The organism is Vibrio sp. 947, from assembly GCF_033339115.1.
Taxonomy (GTDB): Bacteria; Pseudomonadota; Gammaproteobacteria; order Enterobacterales; family Vibrionaceae; genus Vibrio; species Vibrio alginolyticus.
In genome coordinates, this window is record NZ_JAWOTX010000036.1 from 16,270 (window position 1) to 35,910 (window position 19,641).

General features: G+C 44.8%; 20 protein-coding genes. 16 read left to right on the forward strand and 4 right to left on the reverse strand.

Going from position 1 to position 19,641, the window contains the following annotated elements; genetic code table 11:
- Nucleotides 1–154: 154 nt before the first annotated feature.
- The 10 genes from fabZ to R7Q39_RS26970 all read left to right on the forward strand — a co-directional run bounded on the left by fabZ (nucleotide 155) and on the right by R7Q39_RS26970 (nucleotide 11,182).
- Complete coding sequence (fabZ, locus tag R7Q39_RS26925) at nucleotides 155–607, forward strand: 3-hydroxyacyl-ACP dehydratase FabZ (protein ID WP_005380349.1); 453 nt, start codon at nucleotides 155–157, stop codon at nucleotides 605–607.
- 1 nt (nucleotide 608) lies between these two features.
- Nucleotides 609–1,397 carry an acyl-ACP--UDP-N-acetylglucosamine O-acyltransferase gene (gene lpxA, locus R7Q39_RS26930; RefSeq protein WP_047102604.1) on the forward strand — a complete coding sequence of 263 codons (789 nt, stop codon included), beginning with the start codon at nucleotides 609–611 and terminating at the stop codon, nucleotides 1,395–1,397.
- Between the two features lie 119 nt (nucleotides 1,398–1,516).
- Nucleotides 1,517–2,656: a lipid-A-disaccharide synthase gene (gene lpxB, locus R7Q39_RS26935; protein ID WP_017636041.1), complete on the forward strand. Its 1,140-nt coding sequence runs from the start codon at nucleotides 1,517–1,519 to the stop codon at nucleotides 2,654–2,656.
- A 9-nt stretch (nucleotides 2,657–2,665) separates the two neighbouring features.
- On the forward strand, nucleotides 2,666–3,301 hold the full coding sequence (gene rnhB / locus R7Q39_RS26940) for a ribonuclease HII (protein WP_005380361.1): 636 nt from the start codon (nucleotides 2,666–2,668) through the stop codon (nucleotides 3,299–3,301).
- 81 nt (nucleotides 3,302–3,382) lie between these two features.
- Nucleotides 3,383–6,862: a DNA polymerase III subunit alpha gene (gene dnaE, locus R7Q39_RS26945; protein WP_005385364.1), complete on the forward strand. Its 3,480-nt coding sequence runs from the start codon at nucleotides 3,383–3,385 to the stop codon at nucleotides 6,860–6,862.
- 46 nt (nucleotides 6,863–6,908) lie between these two features.
- The gene (gene accA / locus R7Q39_RS26950) at nucleotides 6,909–7,868 is read left to right on the forward strand and encodes an acetyl-CoA carboxylase carboxyl transferase subunit alpha (RefSeq protein WP_104975538.1); all 960 of its coding nucleotides are present in this window, start codon (nucleotides 6,909–6,911) and stop codon (nucleotides 7,866–7,868) included.
- Nucleotides 7,869–7,975: 107 nt separating this feature from the next.
- Nucleotides 7,976–9,286: a tRNA lysidine(34) synthetase TilS gene (tilS, locus tag R7Q39_RS26955; RefSeq protein WP_213867013.1), complete on the forward strand. Its 1,311-nt coding sequence runs from the start codon at nucleotides 7,976–7,978 to the stop codon at nucleotides 9,284–9,286.
- Between the two features lie 70 nt (nucleotides 9,287–9,356).
- The gene (locus R7Q39_RS26960; protein WP_017636043.1) at nucleotides 9,357–9,671 is read left to right on the forward strand and encodes a c-type cytochrome; all 315 of its coding nucleotides are present in this window, start codon (nucleotides 9,357–9,359) and stop codon (nucleotides 9,669–9,671) included.
- A gap of 186 nt (nucleotides 9,672–9,857) precedes the next feature.
- Nucleotides 9,858–10,196 (forward strand): nitrogen regulatory protein P-II, encoded by a 339-nt coding sequence (gene glnB, locus R7Q39_RS26965; protein WP_005380372.1) that lies wholly within the window; start codon nucleotides 9,858–9,860, stop codon nucleotides 10,194–10,196.
- Nucleotides 10,197–10,336: 140 nt separating this feature from the next.
- Nucleotides 10,337–11,182 carry an endonuclease/exonuclease/phosphatase family protein gene (locus tag R7Q39_RS26970; protein ID WP_025768251.1) on the forward strand — a complete coding sequence of 282 codons (846 nt, stop codon included), beginning with the start codon at nucleotides 10,337–10,339 and terminating at the stop codon, nucleotides 11,180–11,182.
- 1 nt (nucleotide 11,183) lies between these two features.
- On the opposite strand, the gene R7Q39_RS26975 is transcribed toward R7Q39_RS26970, so the two are convergent.
- From R7Q39_RS26975 to gloB, 3 genes are all read right to left on the reverse strand, one after another.
- The gene (locus tag R7Q39_RS26975; protein WP_005380375.1) at nucleotides 11,184–11,870 is read right to left on the reverse strand and encodes a YIP1 family protein; all 687 of its coding nucleotides are present in this window, start codon (nucleotides 11,868–11,870) and stop codon (nucleotides 11,184–11,186) included.
- The gene (locus tag R7Q39_RS26980; protein WP_318077072.1) at nucleotides 11,867–13,450 is read right to left on the reverse strand and encodes a LysM peptidoglycan-binding domain-containing protein; all 1,584 of its coding nucleotides are present in this window, start codon (nucleotides 13,448–13,450) and stop codon (nucleotides 11,867–11,869) included. The genes R7Q39_RS26975 and R7Q39_RS26980 overlap by 4 nt, the downstream gene beginning before the upstream one ends.
- Before the next feature lie 254 nt (nucleotides 13,451–13,704).
- A complete protein-coding gene (gene gloB / locus R7Q39_RS26985) occupies nucleotides 13,705–14,463 on the reverse strand; it encodes a hydroxyacylglutathione hydrolase (protein WP_005380380.1) in 759 nt (252 codons plus the stop codon).
- 37 nt (nucleotides 14,464–14,500) lie between these two features.
- Between gloB and R7Q39_RS26990 the strand changes: the two genes are divergently transcribed.
- Nucleotides 14,501–15,247, forward strand: coding sequence for a class I SAM-dependent methyltransferase (locus R7Q39_RS26990; protein WP_017636046.1), 747 nt, complete (start codon nucleotides 14,501–14,503; stop codon nucleotides 15,245–15,247).
- On the opposite strand, the gene rnhA is transcribed toward R7Q39_RS26990, so the two are convergent.
- The gene (gene rnhA / locus R7Q39_RS26995; RefSeq protein WP_005380384.1) at nucleotides 15,244–15,708 is read right to left on the reverse strand and encodes a ribonuclease HI; all 465 of its coding nucleotides are present in this window, start codon (nucleotides 15,706–15,708) and stop codon (nucleotides 15,244–15,246) included. The genes R7Q39_RS26990 and rnhA overlap by 4 nt on opposite strands.
- Before the next feature lie 59 nt (nucleotides 15,709–15,767).
- Between rnhA and dnaQ the strand changes: the two genes are divergently transcribed.
- From dnaQ to R7Q39_RS27020, 5 genes are all read left to right on the forward strand, one after another.
- Nucleotides 15,768–16,490, forward strand: a complete 723-nt coding sequence (dnaQ, locus tag R7Q39_RS27000) for a DNA polymerase III subunit epsilon (protein WP_318077073.1) — start codon at nucleotides 15,768–15,770, stop codon at nucleotides 16,488–16,490.
- An 8-nt stretch (nucleotides 16,491–16,498) separates the two neighbouring features.
- Nucleotides 16,499–17,749: a TIGR03503 family protein gene (locus R7Q39_RS27005; protein WP_054574852.1), complete on the forward strand. Its 1,251-nt coding sequence runs from the start codon at nucleotides 16,499–16,501 to the stop codon at nucleotides 17,747–17,749.
- A 224-nt stretch (nucleotides 17,750–17,973) separates the two neighbouring features.
- Nucleotides 17,974–18,504 (forward strand): hypothetical protein, encoded by a 531-nt coding sequence (locus R7Q39_RS27010; RefSeq protein WP_031780222.1) that lies wholly within the window; start codon nucleotides 17,974–17,976, stop codon nucleotides 18,502–18,504.
- Between the two features lie 191 nt (nucleotides 18,505–18,695).
- Nucleotides 18,696–19,088: a DUF1353 domain-containing protein gene (locus R7Q39_RS27015; RefSeq protein ID WP_318077074.1), complete on the forward strand. Its 393-nt coding sequence runs from the start codon at nucleotides 18,696–18,698 to the stop codon at nucleotides 19,086–19,088.
- Nucleotides 19,089–19,172: 84 nt separating this feature from the next.
- Complete coding sequence (locus R7Q39_RS27020) at nucleotides 19,173–19,583, forward strand: GNAT family N-acetyltransferase (RefSeq protein WP_017633770.1); 411 nt, start codon at nucleotides 19,173–19,175, stop codon at nucleotides 19,581–19,583.
- Nucleotides 19,584–19,641: the final 58 nt, after the last annotated feature.

A 19,641-nucleotide genomic window follows, 5' to 3' on the forward strand; every position in this document is an offset into this window, starting at 1 on the left:
TGCGGGTCTTTTTCTTCTATAATGACGCGCTCTAAGTAGATTTAACTCCAAGATGGTGCGTATTTTGCTAGTATATTGCAAAGCGATTCGGCTTTACGACCTGTTGCCACGTTTGCCATCTTGGCGGCAAAAAAATTGATATAGGAAGACGACTTTGACTACTGAAAAGAAAACGATGAACATCTCTGAAATTCAAGAGCTACTACCTCATCGCTACCCATTCTTATTGATCGACCGAGTGATAGACTTCCAAGAAGAGAAGTACCTTCACGCGATTAAAAACGTGTCGGTTAACGAACCTCAGTTCACAGGTCACTTTCCTCAACTACCAGTATTCCCAGGTGTTTTGATTTTAGAAGCAATGGCTCAGGCAACAGGCTTACTTGCATTTAAATCATTTGGTGCACCAACAGAAAATGAACTGTACTACTTTGCAAGCGTAGACGGCGCGAAATTCCGTAAACCAGTGGTTCCGGGCGACCAATTGGTTATTGAGGTAGAATTTCTGAAAGAACGTCGCGGCATTGCTGCATTTAGCGGTGTAGCAAAAGTTGACGGCGAAGTGGTATGTTCTGCAGAACTGAAGTGTGCTCGTCGAGAGTTTTAATATGATTCATGAAACCGCTAAAATCCACCCGGCAGCGGTGGTAGAAGAGGGCGCCAAAATTGGTGCTAACGTAACAGTAGGTCCTTTTACGTACATCACCTCTACGGTTGAAATTGGTGAAGGCACAGAAGTGATGTCTCACGTTGTGATCAAAGGTCACACAACTATTGGCAAAGATAACCGTATTTTCCCACATGCTGTCATTGGTGAAGAAAACCAAGACAAAAAATACGGTGGTGAAGACACAACTGTGGTTATCGGTGACCGTAACGTCATTCGTGAAGCGGTCCAAGTTCACCGCGGCACAGTGCAAGACAAAGCAACCACGATCATTGGTGATGACAACTTATTGTGTGTGAATGCACACGTTGCGCATGATGTTGTTATTGGTAACCACACTCATATCGGTAATAACTCGATTCTTGGTGGTCACGTTACTGTTGATGATTATGCCGGTGTGATGGCACTGTCTGCGATTCATCCGTTTTGTACAGTGGGCGCTTACGCATACATTGGCGGCTGTTCAGCTGTGGTGCAAGATGTCCCAGCTTATGTACTCGCGCAAGGTAACCACGCTGCTCCATTCGGCTTGAACCTTGTTGGCTTGAAGCGTAATGGCTTTGAGAAACCAGAGATTCGTGCGCTACAAAAAGCGTATAAAGAAATCTACCGTTCAGGTAAGACGCTAGAAGAAGTGAAGCCTATTCTGGCTGAAATGGCTCAAGAGTGGCCGGCTGTGAAGCGTTTCTCAGATATTCTGGAAACGACGGAACGTGGCATTATTCGTTAATTGGCGAATGAACCAATAAATAAAAAGATCGTGACCAAATTTGAGGTTACGATCTTTTTGTGTTTTATGGATAAGGCAAACCGTTATCCATAGCGCACAGGAAAAATAGCGAAGTAGATATGGAAAGACCATTACGTATTGGCATCATTGCCGGAGAATTGTCTGGTGATACGCTAGGTGAAGGCTTTATCAAAGCAGTAAAGCAACAATATCCAGACGCAGAGTTCGTAGGCATTGGTGGTCCGAAAATGATAGCCCAAGGTTGCGAGTCTCTGTTTGATATGGAAGAGCTTGCGGTGATGGGATTAGTCGAGGTTTTAGGCCGCTTACCGAGACTTCTTAAAGTGAAAGCTGAGCTCGTTCAGTATTTTACTCAGAATCCGCCTGATGTTTTCATCGGGATCGATGCTCCTGACTTCAACTTACGCCTGGAGCTTGACCTCAAGCAAGCGGGCATTAAAACCGTTCATTACGTGAGTCCGTCTGTTTGGGCTTGGCGTCAGAAGCGCATCTTTAAAATAGAAGCGGCAACGAACTTGGTGCTAGCATTTCTTCCGTTTGAGAAAGCGTTCTACGACAAATTTAATGTACCTTGCGAGTTCATTGGTCATACCTTGGCTGATGCCATCCCACTAGAATCAGAACAAGCGCCTGCACGTGAGTTGCTTGGTTTAGAACAAGATAAAAAGTGGCTTGCTGTCCTGCCAGGCAGTCGTGGTAGCGAGTTAAAAATGCTCTCAGAGCCATTTATTGAAACCTGCAAGTTACTCCATAAAAAATTTCCAGAACTGGGGTTTGTTGTCGCGCTTGTTAATCAAAAACGCCGTGAGCAGTTTGAACAAGCATGGAAAGAGCTAGCGCCAGAGTTGGACTTCAAGTTAGTTGATGATACCGCACGCAACGTCATCACCGCATCCGATGCTGTGATGTTGGCCTCCGGTACCGTAGCGTTGGAGTGTATGCTTCTCAAGCGTCCAATGGTGGTGGGTTATCGTGTGAATGCATTTACTGCTTTCTTAGCTAAACGTCTATTGAAAACGAAGTATGTGTCATTGCCGAATATCTTGGCGGATGATGAGCTCGTCAAAGAATATCTACAAGATGAGTGCACACCAGACAATTTGTTTACTGAGGTTTCTCGCTTATTGGAAAGCGACAATAAACCGATGTTAGATAAGTTTACGGAAATGCATCATTGGATCCGTAAAGATGCGGATCAACAAGCCGCAAACGCGGTTCTAAAACTGATTGAAAAATAGAGATTTATCATGGCTGTTAAACCAAAAGCGACCAAAACCAAAGTTGAACTCCCTCCGTTTGAATATCCGCAAGGTTACCAGCTTGTGGCCGGAGTCGACGAGGTCGGACGTGGCCCTTTGGTGGGAGACGTCGTCACAGCTGCGGTTATCCTTGATCCTAACAATCCTATCGAAGGGTTGAACGATTCGAAAAAATTGACCGAAAAGAAACGCATGGCGTTGCTTCCTGAAATCAAAGAAAAAGCATTGGCGTGGGCGGTCGGGCGTTGTTCTCCTGAAGAAATTGATCAACTGAATATTTTACAGGCGACTATGGTTGCGATGCAGCGTGCAGTGGCGGGGTTACAGGTTCAACCTGATTTGGTGTTGATTGATGGTAACCGTTGTCCGGAGCTGCCAATGGATGCTCAAGCTGTAGTAAAAGGCGATCTACGTGTTGCCGAAATCAGTGCGGCTTCCATTATTGCCAAAGTCGTGCGTGACCAAGAGATGGAAGAGTTGGATAAACTTCATCCACAATTTGGCTTCGCGAAGCACAAAGGTTACCCAACTAAAGCGCACTTTGAAGCGATTGAGCAACACGGAGTGATCAGTGAACACCGCAAGAGTTTCAAGCCAGTAAAAAAAGCGTTAGGCATAGAATAATCAAACGATCTAATTGTTGTTATAAACCCAACCTCTTTAGGTTAGAATCCCCAACAAAATAGAGTTACACGGTACCTGTTAATGTCAGATCCCAAATTCATCCACCTGCGTGTTCATAGTGACTTCTCGATGGTGGATGGCCTCAACAAAGTTCCGCCAATCGTAAAGAAAGTTGCTGAGCTCGGTATGCCCGCAATGGCGTTGACCGACTTTACCAACCTATGTGGTTTGGTGAAGTTTTACGGTACGGCGCATGGCAGTGGTGTTAAACCGATCATCGGTGCTGACTTTAAAATGCAGTCGGACGAGTTTGGTGAAGAGCTGACTCAAGTGACTTTGCTTGCGGCGGATAATGTGGGTTATAAGAACCTGACGTTATTGATATCAAAAGCGTACTTACGTGGACATGTTCAACACCACCCTGTGATTGATAAAGCCTGGTTGGCTGAAATGTCTGAAGGCTTGATTGTATTATCCGGCGGTAAAAGCGGGGAAATTGGTCGCGGCCTTTTGAAAGGCAACCGTCAAATAGTGCAGGGGTGTGTTGATTTTTATAAACAGCATTTTCCAGATCGCTTTTATCTTGAGCTACTTCGTACCGGTCGTCCAGATGAAGAAACTTATCTTCACTTTGCGGTTGAATTGGCAGAGCAGCAAGACTTGCCAGTAGTGGCGACCAATGAAGTTGTATTCCTGAGTCCAGACCTATTTGATGCTCATGAAATACGCGTAGCGATTCACGATGGTTACACATTAGAAGATCCGCGTAGGCCAAAAAACTACAGTCCGCAGCAATATCTTCGTACAGAAGAAGAAATGTGTGAGCTGTTTGCTGATATTCCTGAAGCGTTAGAAAACAGTGTCGAGATAGCGAAGCGTTGTAACGTGACTGTGCGCTTAGGTGAGTACTTCCTACCAGCTTTCCCAACCGAAGGGATGAAAGAGACTGAGTTCCTAGTCATGAAATCCCGAGAGGGGTTGGAAGAGCGTTTAGAGTTCCTATTTCCAGATGAGGAAGAGAGAAAACGTCGCCGCCCTGAATATGATGAACGTCTTCAGATAGAGCTAGATGTTATCAACCAAATGGGATTTCCTGGTTACTTCTTGATCGTAATGGAGTTCATCCAGTGGTCAAAAGATAATGGAATTCCTGTCGGTCCTGGACGTGGTTCCGGTGCTGGTTCTTTGGTGGCTTACGCACTAAAAATCACCGATCTGGATCCACTAGAATACGACTTGCTGTTCGAACGTTTCTTGAACCCAGAACGTGTTTCGATGCCCGATTTCGACGTCGATTTCTGTATGGATAAACGTGACCAGGTTATTGACCACGTTGCGGAAATGTACGGTCGTGACGCGGTGTCTCAGATCATCACGTTTGGTACCATGGCGGCAAAAGCGGTAATCCGTGATGTTGGCCGCGTATTGGGCCACCCATTTGGTTTTGTTGATCGTATTTCAAAGCTGATCCCGCCCGATCCAGGTATGACGCTAGATAAAGCGTTTAAAGCTGAACCTGCACTACCTGAATTGTATGAGGCCGATGAGGAAGTTAAAGAACTCATCGACATGTGTCATATTTTGGAAGGCTGTACGCGAAACGCCGGTAAACACGCTGGTGGTGTTGTAATTTCACCTACAACAATTACCGATTTTGCGCCAATTTATGCAGACGCTGAAGGTCACTTTCCGGTTACTCAATTTGATAAAAACGATGTTGAGACCGCTGGCCTAGTTAAGTTTGACTTCTTAGGTTTACGTACCTTAACCATTATTGACTGGGCGTTAGGGCTGATTAACCCACGCCTAGAGCGAGAAGGGAAAGAACCGGTTCAAATTGAATCCATACCGTTAGAAGACCCTGCCTCTTTCCGTTTGTTGCAAAACTCTGAAACGACAGCAGTATTCCAGCTTGAATCTCGAGGCATGAAAGAGCTGATCAAACGACTTCAGCCAGACTGTTTCGAAGACATTATCGCATTGGTAGCACTCTTCCGTCCGGGTCCTTTGCAATCGGGCATGGTAGATAACTTTATCGACCGTAAACATGGTCGAGAAGCGATCTCTTATCCAGATGAAAAGTGGCAACACGAGTCGCTAAAAGAGACGCTTGATCCAACCTACGGCATCATCCTATACCAAGAGCAGGTAATGCAGATTGCGCAGATCTTAGCGGGTTATACGCTAGGTGGTGCGGACATGCTTCGTCGTGCAATGGGTAAGAAAAAGCCAGAAGAGATGGCAAAACAACGTGCTATCTTTGAAGAAGGTGCGATAAAGAACGGTATCGATGGCGAGTTGGCGATGAAAATCTTCGACTTGGTAGAGAAGTTCGCCGGTTATGGTTTTAACAAATCGCACTCTGCTGCTTATGCATTGGTTTCTTATCAAACTCTTTGGCTGAAAACACATTATCCTGCCGAATTTATGGCTGCGGTAATGACAGCCGATATGGATAACACGGAAAAAGTCGTTGGCTTGGTCGATGAGTGTTTCCGTATGAAGCTTACCGTGCTGCCACCAGACATCAACTCTGGCCTATATCGCTTTAATGTTGATGAAAATGGCGCAATTGTTTACGGTATTGGTGCGATAAAAGGGGTTGGTGAGGGCCCTATCGATGCGATTCTTGAGGCGAGAAATAAAGGTGGTCACTTTAAAGACCTATTTGATTTCTGTGCTCGAGTTGATCTAAAACGTGTCAATAAACGAGTGATAGAGAAGCTGATTTACGCGGGCGCGTTGGATCGACTAGGCCCACACCGCGCGGCGATGATGGCGTCACTCAATGATGCGGTAAAAGCAGCAAGTCAACATCACCAAGCTGAGGCGTTTGGTCAAACGGATATGTTTGGTGTGCTAACGGATGCACCTGAAGAAGTAGAGCATAAGTATACGCAGGTTCCGCCTTGGCCAGAAAAAGTGTGGTTAGAGGGCGAGCGTGATACCCTAGGTCTATATTTGACAGGGCACCCAATTAACGCCTACGTAAAGGAACTAAACAAATACACCAGTTGTCGACTAAAAGACGCAACGCCCACTCGCCGCGATCAATCTGTCACGGTAGCCGGCCTGGTTATTGCCGCTCGTGTAATGACGACCAAGCGTGGTACACGAATTGGTATTATGACACTGGATGACCGAAGTGGCCGCATGGAAGTGATGTTGTTCTCAGATGCGCTGGATCGATACGCTGAACTTCTCGAAAAAGACAGAATTTTGGTCGTTTCTGGACAGGTCAGCTTTGATGACTTCAACGGTGGCCTTAAAATGTCGGCGCGTGAAGTTATGGATCTCGGCAGTGCGCGCGAGAAATACGCTCGTGGTTTGTCGGTATCGATAGATGCAAATCAGATCAACGATCAGTTTTTTGAGCAGTTCAGCCGTATTTTAGAACCGCACAAAGCCGGAACCGTACCCGTCAATGTATACTACCAGCGTGCCGACGCCAGAGCGCGGTTAACATTGGGCACCGAGTGGCGAGTTACGCCAAGTGATACATTACTCGACGATTTAAAACAGTTGCTTGGCAAAAGCCAGGTAGAACTCGAATTTAACTAAAAATTCAGCGCAATATGTTAGACGCTGAGTAAACAAGGATTCATAGATGAGCCTAAACTTTCTTGAATTTGAAAAGCCAATTGCAGAACTAGAAGCGAAAATTGAAGCATTACGTGATGTCTCTCGTCACGGTGGTGATTCTGCGATTGACCTGGATAAAGAAATCGAACAGCTTGAGAAGAAAAGCTTAGAGCTGAAGAAAAAAACCTTCAGTGACCTAGGTGCATGGGAAACAGCTCAACTGGCTCGTCACCCACTACGTCCTTACACGCTGGATTACATCCAACACGCTTTTGAGGAGTTTGATGAATTAGCCGGTGACCGCGCGTTTGCAGACGACAAAGCGATTGTGGGTGGCATGGCTCGCCTTGAAGGCCGCCCTGTGATGATCATTGGTCACCAAAAAGGTCGTGAGACCAAAGAAAAGGTGAAACGTAACTTTGGTATGCCGAAACCAGAAGGCTACCGTAAGGCTCTACGCTTGATGGAAATGGCAGAGCGTTTCAACATGCCGATCATCACATTTATTGACACGGCTGGTGCATACCCAGGTGTGGGCGCAGAAGAGCGTGGTCAATCTGAAGCTATCGCGAAAAACCTAAAAGTGATGTCTGGTCTTAAAGTGCCAGTAATCTGTAACGTTGTTGGTGAAGGCGGTTCTGGTGGTGCACTAGCAATCGGTGTAGGCGACTACGTGAACATGCTTCAGTACTCTACGTACTCAGTAATTTCTCCTGAGGGTTGTGCTTCAATCTTATGGCGTGATTCAGACAAAGCGCCACAAGCGGCAGAGGCAATGGGTCTAACTGCTCCGCGTCTTAAAGAGCTTGAACTGATCGACGAAATCATTGAAGAGCCACTAGGCGGCGCTCATCGCGATCATGTTCAAATGGCAGCGAATATGAAAGCGACATTACTTCGTCAGCTAAAAGATCTAGAACAATTGGATGAAGAGACGCTACGTGAGCGTCGTTACCAGCGTCTAATGAGCTACGGTTACTGTTAATTTCGGTGATTGCTATTAAGCGTTAGCTGATATCTCAAGTGATAACAGTTAAAATAGAAAGGGTTGGATGAGAGTCCAGCCCTTTTTTTGTACCTATCGGATCGCTTATGGAATCGCTTTACCCGCATTTTGCTCAAGTTCTCGGCCGCTACTATCAATTAGGCACTAAGGTTGTCTTGGCGTTTAGCGGAGGAGTGGATTCACGTCTTTTACTCGAATTACTCAGTCGCTACCAACAGGCGCACTCTGTAGAGTGTCACGCTGTGTATGTGCACCATGGTTTAAGCTCGAATGCCGATAATTGGGCCGATAAATGCTTACTTTGGGCACAACAAGTGGGGATATCGTGCTCGATCGAGCGAGTGAGCTTAGACATCAGCAATGGTGAAAGTATTGAACTTCTTGCTCGTGAAGCTCGCTACCAAGCCTTAACTAAGTACATTCAAGAAGGCGATATACTGTTGACTGGTCAACATGCCGACGATCAAATAGAGACTTTTCTCCTTGCGCTTAAGCGCGGCAGCGGGCCTAAAGGGTTATCTTCGATGGCGGAGAGTATGCCGTTTTCTTGCGGATCTCTAGTTCGACCATTGCTTACTATCAAGCGGAAGACCATCGAAGAAGCCGCTACTAAATTAGGCTTGGAGTGGGTGGAAGACGAAAGCAATCAAGATACCCGTTATGATCGTAACTTTCTTCGTCATTGTGTTATTCCTGAATTGTCTGGTCGCTGGCCGAGTATCCATCAAGCGGTTCAGCGCAGTGCAAGTTTATGTGCTCAACAAGAAGCGCTATTGGATGAACTATTGAGCGCGGTGTTTGAACGCGCTTTACAAACGGATCTTAGTTTGAGTATTGAAGAACTGGCTAAGCACAGTGAATTAGCGCGTGCGCGCTTGATTCGTATGTGGCTGGCTAAGCTTAATACTAGTATGCCGACTCAGGTACAACTCAATCTTATCTGGAATGAAGTCGCATTAGCTCAGCAAGATGCCAACCCCAAACTACAACTTAAACAAGGTGAAGTGCGCCGTTTTCGAAATCGTCTCTATTGGGTAACGGAAATCGCTGACGTCACTGAGTGGCAAAGTACGATTCAAGTCGATACCGTTTTATCGCTTCCAGAGCGGCTAGGGGAGCTGACCTTAACGACGAGTTCTAGTAACGCAACGATTGCGCTACCGAGTCAGCCAGAATTGCTTCGCGTGACCTTCAATCCGGAAGGCTTATCAGCGCATCCAACCACGCGTAATCACAGTCGAAAACTGAAGAAGTTATTCCAAGAATACAATGTGCCAAGCTGGCTGCGTCGTCAAATTCCGATTTTAATGTACCAAGACCGAGTCGTTGCTGTGGCAGATCTGTTCGTTGATCAGGCGTTTAATGGTCAAGATTGTGAACTTATTTGGCGCAGGTAATGAAAATTCATGCCACAATGTCGATTATAAAATATAAAAATCCTTAAATAATAATTGATTAGGTGAAGCAATGAAGAAAACAATCATGGGTGCAATGGTGGCGTTAACCATGTTCAGTGGGCAGGCTCTAGCTGCGGGAGATGCTGCAGCAGGTCAAGCAAAGTCGGGAGTATGCGCGGCGTGTCATGGCGCTGATGGTATTGCTGTCATTCCGGGTTACCCAAATCTGAAAGGGCAAAATGAGCAATATATTATCAGTTCAATTAAAGCTTATAAAAATAAAGAGCGAACAGGTGGGCTTGCTGCTGTGATGCAAGCTCAAGCTTCATTGTTGTCTGATGAAGATATCGCTAACCTAGCGGCTTACTACGCAAGTTTGAAGTAAACGCGAGTCTGAAAAAGCTTGGACGATTGGGCATTGAGCAGTCCTCATTGGGTTTTATCAACTCACGATATTCGCTATGTTAATTTGCTCAGCCTGGATTTTCGCTGGTGGATCAGAGACAAACATTGAATGTTGCGAAACGCTAAACGATAATAAGCGCAATCGATTGAAGCTTAAGGGATGAACATGAAAAAAATTGAAGCGATTATCAAGCCATTTAAACTGGATGATGTTCGAGAAGCGCTAGCTGAAGTTGGCATTACAGGGATGACCGTCTCTGAAGTGAAAGGCTTTGGTCGCCAAAAAGGTCACACCGAGCTTTACCGTGGTGCAGAGTACATGGTGGACTTTCTACCTAAAGTGAAGCTCGAAATCGTTGTAACGGAAGATGTGGCTGATAAATGCGTAGAGACAATCATTGAAACCGCGCAAACTGGTAAGATTGGTGATGGTAAAATATTCGTCACTGATATTGAGCGTGTGGTTCGTATTCGTACTGGTGAAGAAGACGAAGACGCGATCTAAGGTTTCTTGTCACTTGTTTCGTATTTATTATGCTAAAAGGGAGCCAAGTGGCTCCTTTTTTGTTGTTTGCTTATTAGTGAAATCATTTAACCCGAGATTTGTTGTTCTAGATTTCGGGAGCCTACATTCAGGTTTGTCGTATGTTTAAGCGTTTTTTTCTGGCGTTAGCTTTTCTCGTAATGGCGGTATTGGTTGGCTTCCAGGTTATTTTCACCGTACCAGATCAGCCGCAAATTATTACTCAAACAGGTACCGAGCTGACACAAGATATCAGGTGCATCGAATTTAGCGATTCAAAAGCTCTCGATCATGACGGCAAAATCAATGTGCTTGTCTGGAATATCTACAAACAGAACCGGGCTAATTGGCAACGTGCACTCGATGAGTTTTCTGCTGATAAGCAGTTACTGTTATTGCAAGAAGCCAGCATGACACCATCATTTAAACAGTGGTTGGTGGATGGTCGCTGGGTTAGTAATCAAGTGAGTGCTTTTAAGGCGCTGGGTAGCGGTGCCGGTGTAATTAGTATTGCTCAAGGGCAACCAGAAAAAGCCTGCGCTTACACCTCTAAAGAGCCGTGGCTTCGCTTACCTAAGTCTGCATTATATAGCCAGTATCACTTGAGTAATGGCGAGAAACTCGCAGTGGTGAATGTACATGCAATTAACTTCACCGTGGGTACAAAAGAGTATGTATCTCAGTTAACGGCGCTTGAAATGCTTTTAAAGCATCATGTGGGGCCAATTCTATTTGCTGGAGACTTCAATAGCTGGAGTGAATCTCGCGTTAATGCGATGAGGCAGGCCTTAAAGGCTGCGGACTTACAAGAGGTGACGTTCTTGCCGGATCATCGAGTCCAATTTATAACAGGGTTACCACTGGACCATGTGTTTTACCGAGGTCTGACGCTTAAGTACGCAAAAGCGCCGCAGAGCGACGCTTCCGATCATAACCCATTGTTATTGTCATTTACGTTAAATAACTAGCTTAGGTTACCACAATATAAAGTGCCCAAATAACGTAGAAGAATACCCATGGCAGGCTTGCTATCACCAAAGCTTGGCCACGTTCAAACTCCGTCCACGTCAGTACAACGCCGTAGCCGAGCACAATGTACCAAGGCAGAAGCAAAGGTAACGAGCTAGCGAAATGAGACCATTCGTTAGTAAGAGGCAGCTTTAATAGACCATTGAGGCTATTTAAATCGGCAGCGTAAGTCATTACCTGACCATGCTTGAGTAGCAAGCTCGCGTAGCTTGCTACATCGCCCAATACTGCTGGGAATAAGATAGCACACGATGCGGCAAACCATTTCCAGTAACCGTATTGTTGTTTGCTTGCCTTTGTTGCAAGAAAGAACCAAAGCGCGAGCAATAGTAAGGTGGCAAAGCGGTTGAATACATCATTGATGATCGCGCTTGCCATTAGCGTGTTTGGTTCTAATAGCTCAATCTGCTTCGGGTCGATTTGCTGAAATTGCGCAGCAAGTTGGTCACTGAGCCACGTGAAATCGACATTCGAAAAGTAAGCACCCCAGAATAAAAACGGACTAAGCATCAGGAAGATGAACGGTTGCCATCCCCATCCACCGCGTTGATAAAGCGCAAGAAAACAAGATGTTGGAGAACGAAAAATGTCCAACAGCATCACAAGTGGATTGCTTGATGGGTTCATACACTTACCTTCGTTACGTCAACGTACAACTTAAGCTTTTGACCTGGTTGTAAGTATTTTTTCTTGTGTAGCGAGTTCCATTTCACGATGTCGTTCGTTTTTACTTTGAACTTGCTTGCAATGCCGCTAATGGTGTCGCCAGAGCGAACGTTGTAGAAAACGGTACGGATCACAGAACCTTTGTCTGAGTCCTTCCATATCACTAGCTTTTGACCCACACGCAATGGATCTTTAGGGCTCATACCATTCCATTTAGCTAACGATTTATACGACACTTTATTGTTACGTGCGATTGACCACAAACTTTCTCCAGACTGAACGACATGGGTGAGCTTGAGTTGACCACGAGCACGAGATTGAGTCTTGTTTAATCGGTTTTGTGCCGTTAATGCGTATTTTGCATCGTCTTTTGTTGATGTCGGAATCAACAGGTATTGACCAATACGAATATTGTTATTCGATAGGCCGTTGGCACGTCGAATGACTTTCGTGGTTGTGCCGTATTTATTAGCTAGCACGCTTAAAGAGTCGCCAGATTTCACCTTGTAGCGAGCGACCTTCATCCCTTTACCGCGATTTTTCTCCACCTTGGTGAGAAAAGTCTTTTTTTTCTCTACGGGAATCAAAAGTTGGTGCGGCCCCTCAGGCGCTGTCGACCACTGGTTGTATGCTGGGTTGTAACTCTGCAACTCTTTTACGCTAATGCCGGCATAATCTGCGGCAATAGCCAGATCTAACTGCTCTTCTGGATCAACAAGCGTTAGAACAGGCTTGTTTGGAATTGCAGGAATATTAAGTCCGTACTTGTCTTGGTTTGCGATAACGTCAGCCAAGGCCAATAGCTTAGGAACGTAACTGCTGGTCTCTTTTGGTAAGTCTAATGAGAAGAAATCGATAGGTTTACCGAGCTTTTTATTCTTACGAATTGCGCTAGAAACTCGGCCTCCACCGCTGTTATAAGCGGCGATTGCATGTTCCCAGTTACCATCAAAACGCTCGTTTAGTTGTACTAGGTAGTCCAGCGCTGCATCCGTTGCTGCTGCCACATCTCTGCGACCGTCATACCAGTAGTTTTGCTCTAATCCCATCATTTTTCCGGTGCCTGGGACAAATTGCCACAACCCAGCCGCGCTACCATGTGAGTAGGCAAAGGCATCGAATGAACTTTCCACTACAGGAAGTAATGCAAGCTCCATTGGGAGTCCGCGCTCTTCGATACGTTTTGTGATCATGTATAGAAAAGGAGTCGCACGCTTAGATACCGTGTAAAGGTGATTTGGGTGCTTTAAATACCACGTACGGTAGTAGTCCACTTTCTTGTGGTTTGGGATATCCATGTCCAGCTGCATGGCGATACGTTGCCACACATCTTCTTGTTCTTGGGGGGAGAGAACTTTAGGCGCGTCGTTAGCGGATTTTTTTGCTAGTGACGATTTATTGCCCGGTTGAGCTTTTACTGCATTTTGCTTTGCAGTCTGCTCAGATTTATTGGTTTCTGGTGTAGAAGACGTTGAATCTGACTGAGTCAATTGACAGCCAGATAATAACAACGCCAACGCCCAAGTATACTTCAAACGCATGGATTCAGCCTATTTAGGGCCTGTTTATCTTCACCTGCCTGTCGCGCAACGTAATGTGCGTGGCAGTCGCAAGATAATAGACATCTTTTAAACACTAACTAATTTATAGAGGCAAAGAGCTTCTAATTATGCAATGGGGAGAAATTCAAATAGATTTATATCAACCCCAAACGTAAGAGAAGCGCCAGTGGCGCTTCTCGAAAAATCAGTCCCTGATAATACTGGGGTCTTGCAAACTTACAAGCAGAAAATGGTTAAAATTCGTTCTTCCACTCGCGTAAAGCAGTAAAAACCGAGCATGGATCGCTATTTTTAATGCGACTAGCAACAGATTGAACCACGTCAGGGTTAGAGGTTCGCAAGAACGGATTAATCCACTTTTCTTTGCGTATTGTTGTTGGAAGTGTCGGAATGTTGAGTGCTCGCAGTCGGTTTACATCGTCGCGATATTGGCGAAGTTGCTCATTGTCAGGTTCAACCGCTAGAGCAAACGCCACGTTACTCGCCGTGTATTCATGTGCGCAGAAGACTTGAGTTTCTTCTGGTAGAGACGTTAGTTTGCTCAGTGATTCAAACATTTGCTCAGGCGTACCTTCAAAAATACGACCGCAGCCAGCAGAAAAGAGCACATCACCGCAAAACAGTTTTCCGTCTCCAACGTAACCGATATGGCCCAAAGTATGACCGGGTAACCCAAGTACTAAGAAAATCTCACCAAACAACTCTAGCTTGTCGCCTTCTTCCATTGGTGTCGTTAGGGTTGGAATTGGCTCTGATTTTGGGCCCACAACGGCGACGTTAGGAAATGCACGCACTAAGTCTGGAACGCCACCAATGTGATCGTTGTGGTGGTGCGTAATTAAAATCGCTTCTAAAGTTAATTCGTTAGCCTGCAGAAATTCTAATACTGGCTTCGCATCGCCCGGATCAACGACTGCGCAGCGCTTATCGCTATTTTGTATCAGCCAGATGTAATTATCATTAAATGCGGGTATGCTTTTGATCTCTAACACGATTCGTTCTCCGTCACCCATTTTAGTCAGGTGGTTAATGAAACCAGCACTCAGCAACAAAACTATACCACACCCGTCGACTTGGTCAGCAATGAACAACGGTCCGTGGGTGCTTGAGTCAATCCAGACCCGACTTGATGAATGGTGCCCGAAACTCTTCGGCTACCATATGCTCAAACTGGGCGGGTTGAGCTGTGAGCTAACCAGCTGTAATTGTAACATTCAACACCAAGTCAACGTAGATATCCAGAACCCGTTGCATAATGTGATTGCGGATGGTTACGAATTACCCTTTTTGGAAAAAAGCTTTGATGTTGTGATACTCGCTCATCAGCTCGACTATGCAAGCGATCCACACCGTTTGTTGCGTGAAGTCGATAGAGTGATGATGGATGATGGCTATGTAATTATTACTGGATTCAACCCATTAAGCTTGACTGGATTAGCGAGTTTGCTTCCATGGCGTAAACATAATTTGCCTTGGAGTGGACGAATGTTTACGTCAAACCGCATCAAAGACTGGTTAGGGTTACTTAATTATCAAGTGATTCATTGTGATCGTTATGCGCTGTTTCCGATGAAACGTTACCGTACGATGTGGACATGGTTGGAAAATAGTCTTGGTGATTGGGCATCACCCGCTGGGAGTTTGTATTACATAGTCGCGCGGAAACGGACATACCCTCTCAAGCCTATCAAACCGCATTGGCGCTTGAAGAAAAAGCTCACACCACTTGGGGTGATGAATCGAGAGGGTAACACTATGAGGAAAGAATCTCGCTAAGAGGGTTGGTAACCTGTATCTTCCTCAGTTGGGTTTTCTGCAGCAGTCCGGGCTAGCTCATCACACATTTCGTTCTCACGATGGCCTGCGTGGCCTTTTACCCAATGCCATTCAACTTGATGGCGTGCGGTTTCTTTGTCTAGAGCTTGCCATAAATCGGCATTCTTCACGGGTTTTTTATCCGCTGTTTTCCAACCACGCTTCTTCCAGTTATGGATCCACTGAGTAATACCTTGGCGCACATATTGGCTGTCAGTCGTTAAAGTGACTTTGCAAGGTTGTTTTAACGTCTGCAGCGCGACGACAGCCGCCAACATTTCCATGCGGTTGTTGGTAGTTAACGTATAGCCTTTGGAAAGTGTCTTTTCTACGTCTTTGTAACGCAATACTATGCCGTAACCACCTGGTCCTGGGTTACCTAAACAAGAACCGTCAGTGAAAATCTCAACGTGTTTGGTCATATTTTTTGGTACTATTAGCCGAAACATTTAATAAAGCATAGTCTGACATACATAACCTTATGAATACCAGCAGCAATTCTGAATATAACCGCATTGTCGTTCTCGATACCGAAACCACAGGTATGAACCGCGAGGGTGGTCCTCACTACATGGGACACCGCATTATTGAAATCGGTGCCATGGAGATCATCAACCGTAAGCTGACTGGTCGTCACTTCCACGTTTATTTAAAACCCGATCGTGAAATCCAACCAGAAGCGGTTGAAGTTCACGGTATTACGGATGAATTCTTGGTTGATAAACCGGAATACGCGAGCGTGCACCAAGAGTTTCTTGAGTTTATTAAAGGCGCAGAACTTGTTGCCCACAACGCGCCCTTCGATACCGGATTTATGGATTACGAATTTGGCATGCTCGATCCTAACATCGGCAAAACGGACGACTACTGCAAGGTGACCGACACCCTTGCAATGGCGAAGAAAATCTTCCCTGGTAAGCGAAACAACCTTGATATCTTATGTGAACGTTACGGTATTGATAACTCGCACCGTACACTCCACGGAGCTTTGCTCGATGCGGAGATTCTAGCCGACGTTTACCTCTTTATGACGGGTGGTCAAACGAGTCTAGAATTTAACGCGAATAAACAAGAGGGTGGGGTAGAAACCATTCGTCGTATTGAAGGAAGAAAAGCGCTAAAGGTTTTGCGCGCAAGTGCCGATGAACTAGAAGCTCACCAAAAAAGATTAGAGTTGGTGAACGACTGTATTTGGCATCAATAGGAGAAGCTATGTTGAGGGCTTTGTTGGTCGCGTTTTTAGCGATATGGAGTAGTCTCTCGAGTGCTGCGAGTGAATCTACAATGTCTTTGTTAGACAATCGCTTTCGAGTTGATCCAACCATCGAGCAGATCACGTTTTTGGTTTATCGTGAGCAAAGTTCTCAGCCAGTTGTTTTAGTCCGTCCTGACGGTAAAAAATACTATGCTTGGGGCTCTTACGACAATGTACGTTGGTATCAAGAAGCCTCACTCGATATTATTTCCGTTGATAACCCTATGCCAGGTCCATGGCAGGCTGTGGGGAAAGTTACGCCTAAAAATAACATCCGCTTAATTTCTCACCTAAAGCTCAGTACGGATCTGTTCCCAAACCGATTATATAATGGGGAAGCGCTTAAGTTTACAGCTCGCCTGACCTCCGACGGCAAACCTCTTGTACTGCGCGACTTCCTTGAACGCGTGAATCTGCGCGTGACATTTACCAAGTTTGTCGAAAATGAAGATGAGCTGATCAAAGAAGCTCGTCCAGTGCCGATGGTTGTGGGTGAGTTTTCTGATGACGGCCGCGGCTTGGATGAAAAAGCAGGGGATGGTGTGTTTACGGTTCAGCTCCCAATAGACGTTGAGCCTGGTAAGTACCGCGCGCGCATCACGTCTGGCAATGGCGTATTCTTACGAGCGCAAGAACAAGTCATCTTGGTTTATCCGAACCCAATTTCTCGTACTTTTATTCAGGCTCGTAATCCCGATAAGCCACACCAATTAGTGGTGAGTGGCGAGCAAGGTATGATTGCACCAGGCTCCATTGCAGTCACAGTGAAAAAGGACGCTCCCGATGGCTTCATTAGTTACAGCCAAGGACAGGTCTCTAAAGATGGAATGAGAGTTACGTTGGACCTCAATAACGATGCTGAGCTTGGTAAGTACGCATGGCGCGGCGAGATCTTTGCCACTGATTTTGCAACCCAGCGTCCGTTGGTGTTTCCTATTCCAGAGCAAACTTTCAGTGTTGTTGATGAAGTTGATCTAGAAGCTGCTCGAATTGCAAAAGAAGCTGAATTAGCCGAGCAGCGCCGTATTGAAATGGAAAAGCAAATTATCGCTGAGCGGGAGGCTGAGCGTAAGCGCAGCATGATTATTATCGCGGTAGGTAACTTGATAATGCTGCTGATTGTGATCATTGCATGGATAGTTTGGCGCAAAATTAAAGCGAAGCGCGATGCCATGCCAGAGATGCAATTAGAAGTACCAAAGAAATAGTAGTAACACACACATAAAGCGAGAAACGGAGCCAATCGGCTCCGTTTTTTTTCAAGTTACCAAATTGGAAGAAGAAAAATGGATAAATTATGAATATTTAAGTTTACTGTACTCAAATATATGTTTTGGATTTTATATAAATAATATATCATTTTTACTTTCTAAATTGGTTGCATTTTTTATGTGACTAACTTTCAAAATAATCAATTAAAGATAAAGAAATAATGAATAAAATTTTAGCTTTTTTTTGTGCAGTGATAATTGTAGGTTGCTCTTCTATTGATAATGGTATTAATAATCCAGATGCGGGAAGTAATAATTTAAAATCACTTGATACCTTCACTTTTGATCCCTTAAGTAAAATCCAAAAAGTAGAAATACCAACTTATTATGATGGCTTGTTTGATACAGCAAGACCCTATTTAGATGAAAAGTACCCTTACACTTATGTCAGTAAACCTCAAGCATACATAATTGATGACGAGATTATTTCTTTTGCTCCCTGGTTTCCTGTCGAAGGAAGGTTTACGGTTTTTCCAACCGCTCACTATATAGTTATAACTCAAGAAACCGAGAGTGGCTTAGTCTCCGCACGATTTAATCATGAACAAGTAATTAAGCTGTTAAGTGAAGAGTATAAAATTACTGAGCATACAAGTCCGTTTTTTCATTATGTTCTAGAGGTTTCTCCAAGTGAACAAGCCAATTTTGTAGAAGATATCCATAAAAAATTGAGTAGACTTCCTTCAGAATAAGGATTCTTGGTTAAATTTTGATCAATAAAGTCAGGGGTTCTGGCTTTATTGATTGCATGGAGTTCTATTTATATTGATTTGGGCTTTGTAATAGGTAGTACGTCATAATAACAAGAGCCGATCTTGTAGGGTTTCTGGATAAATATTCAGCTGTGCGTGATAAATAAGAATAAGTAAACGCGAGGTCTCTGATGAAATACAAAAAGCGTCAGAAGTATAAATACACTCTCCATTCTGAAAAAAAGATTGAGACGCACATTTCAGTGAGTCAGGCGTATGACAGCCCTTTTCTTAGTCTGTCCAAACAAGGCGTGTTAACGATTAAAAAGGGCTATGCATGGGATGGAGCGAGTGGGCCAGCGTTAGACACAAAAAACATTATGAAAGCTTCTTTAGTGCATGATGCTCTTTACCAACTCATGAGGGAAGAGGTGTTGCCTCAAAGTGCTCGAAAGCATGCGGATACGTTGTTGAGAGAAACATGTTTAGAAAAAGGAATGTCTAGCTTCAGAGCAACTTATATCTATTATGGCGTCAGAGTTGTCGGTGGCTTCTTTTCTAGACCTGATACTTTGTGTGCTTAATGGGAACATCTTTCCAACGTTTAACTGTTTATTTATACAGTTTAGTTATGTAAGCTCCAAGGTGATACAAAGGAGTAGTACATAATGACAATAAGATATGAAGAGCATGTGCCAAGCCCGAAAGAATACTGTGATATGCGTGTCAAAGCCGGGCTATCACCCAAATCGTTGAAAGCTGCTGAAATTGGTCTACCAAATTCGTTATATGGCGTATCTGTTCGGGATGAAGGAAAGCTCATTGCAATGGGTCGGGTTGTTGGTGACGGGGCGTGTAACTTCGAAATTGTCGACGTTGCCGTTGATTCTGATTATCAAGGTAACGGTTTAGGTAGAAAAGTCATGGAATACATCGACGGTTATCTTTCATCTGTTGCACTTGAAGGCTCTTACGTTTCTATGATTGCTGATGAACCGGTCTTTTACGAAAAGCTTGGATATAGGCTGGTGGCTCCTAAAAGCCAAGGGATGACAAAAAAGTTTAAGCCAAAGGCGTAACACGTATTCAGCTGTGAAGATAAGCACTAGAAAACAGGAGTTTAATTTCCTGTTTTCT

Bases quoted from the DNA above. Each gene is read 5' to 3' on its own strand.
- lpxA (WP_047102604.1), top strand. From the start codon at position 609: ATGATTCATGAAACCGCTAAAATCCACCCGGCAGCGGTGGTAGAAGAG.
- lpxB (WP_017636041.1), top strand. From the start codon at position 1,517: ATGGAAAGACCATTACGTATTGGCATCATTGCCGGAGAATTGTCTGGT.
- rnhB (WP_005380361.1), top strand. From the start codon at position 2,666: ATGGCTGTTAAACCAAAAGCGACCAAAACCAAAGTTGAACTCCCTCCG.
- dnaE (WP_005385364.1), top strand. From the start codon at position 3,383: ATGTCAGATCCCAAATTCATCCACCTGCGTGTTCATAGTGACTTCTCG.
- accA (WP_104975538.1), top strand. From the start codon at position 6,909: ATGAGCCTAAACTTTCTTGAATTTGAAAAGCCAATTGCAGAACTAGAA.
- tilS (WP_213867013.1), top strand. From the start codon at position 7,976: ATGGAATCGCTTTACCCGCATTTTGCTCAAGTTCTCGGCCGCTACTAT.
- R7Q39_RS26960 (WP_017636043.1), top strand. From the start codon at position 9,357: ATGAAGAAAACAATCATGGGTGCAATGGTGGCGTTAACCATGTTCAGT.
- glnB (WP_005380372.1), top strand. From the start codon at position 9,858: ATGAAAAAAATTGAAGCGATTATCAAGCCATTTAAACTGGATGATGTT.
- R7Q39_RS26970 (WP_025768251.1), top strand. From the start codon at position 10,337: ATGTTTAAGCGTTTTTTTCTGGCGTTAGCTTTTCTCGTAATGGCGGTA.
- R7Q39_RS26975 (WP_005380375.1), bottom strand. From the start codon at position 11,870: ATGAACCCATCAAGCAATCCACTTGTGATGCTGTTGGACATTTTTCGT.
- R7Q39_RS26980 (WP_318077072.1), bottom strand. From the start codon at position 13,450: ATGCGTTTGAAGTATACTTGGGCGTTGGCGTTGTTATTATCTGGCTGT.
- R7Q39_RS26990 (WP_017636046.1), top strand. From the start codon at position 14,501: ATGAAACCAGCACTCAGCAACAAAACTATACCACACCCGTCGACTTGG.
- rnhA (WP_005380384.1), bottom strand. From the start codon at position 15,708: ATGACCAAACACGTTGAGATTTTCACTGACGGTTCTTGTTTAGGTAAC.
- dnaQ (WP_318077073.1), top strand. From the start codon at position 15,768: ATGAATACCAGCAGCAATTCTGAATATAACCGCATTGTCGTTCTCGAT.
- R7Q39_RS27005 (WP_054574852.1), top strand. From the start codon at position 16,499: ATGTTGAGGGCTTTGTTGGTCGCGTTTTTAGCGATATGGAGTAGTCTC.
- R7Q39_RS27010 (WP_031780222.1), top strand. From the start codon at position 17,974: ATGAATAAAATTTTAGCTTTTTTTTGTGCAGTGATAATTGTAGGTTGC.
- R7Q39_RS27015 (WP_318077074.1), top strand. From the start codon at position 18,696: ATGAAATACAAAAAGCGTCAGAAGTATAAATACACTCTCCATTCTGAA.
- R7Q39_RS27020 (WP_017633770.1), top strand. From the start codon at position 19,173: ATGACAATAAGATATGAAGAGCATGTGCCAAGCCCGAAAGAATACTGT.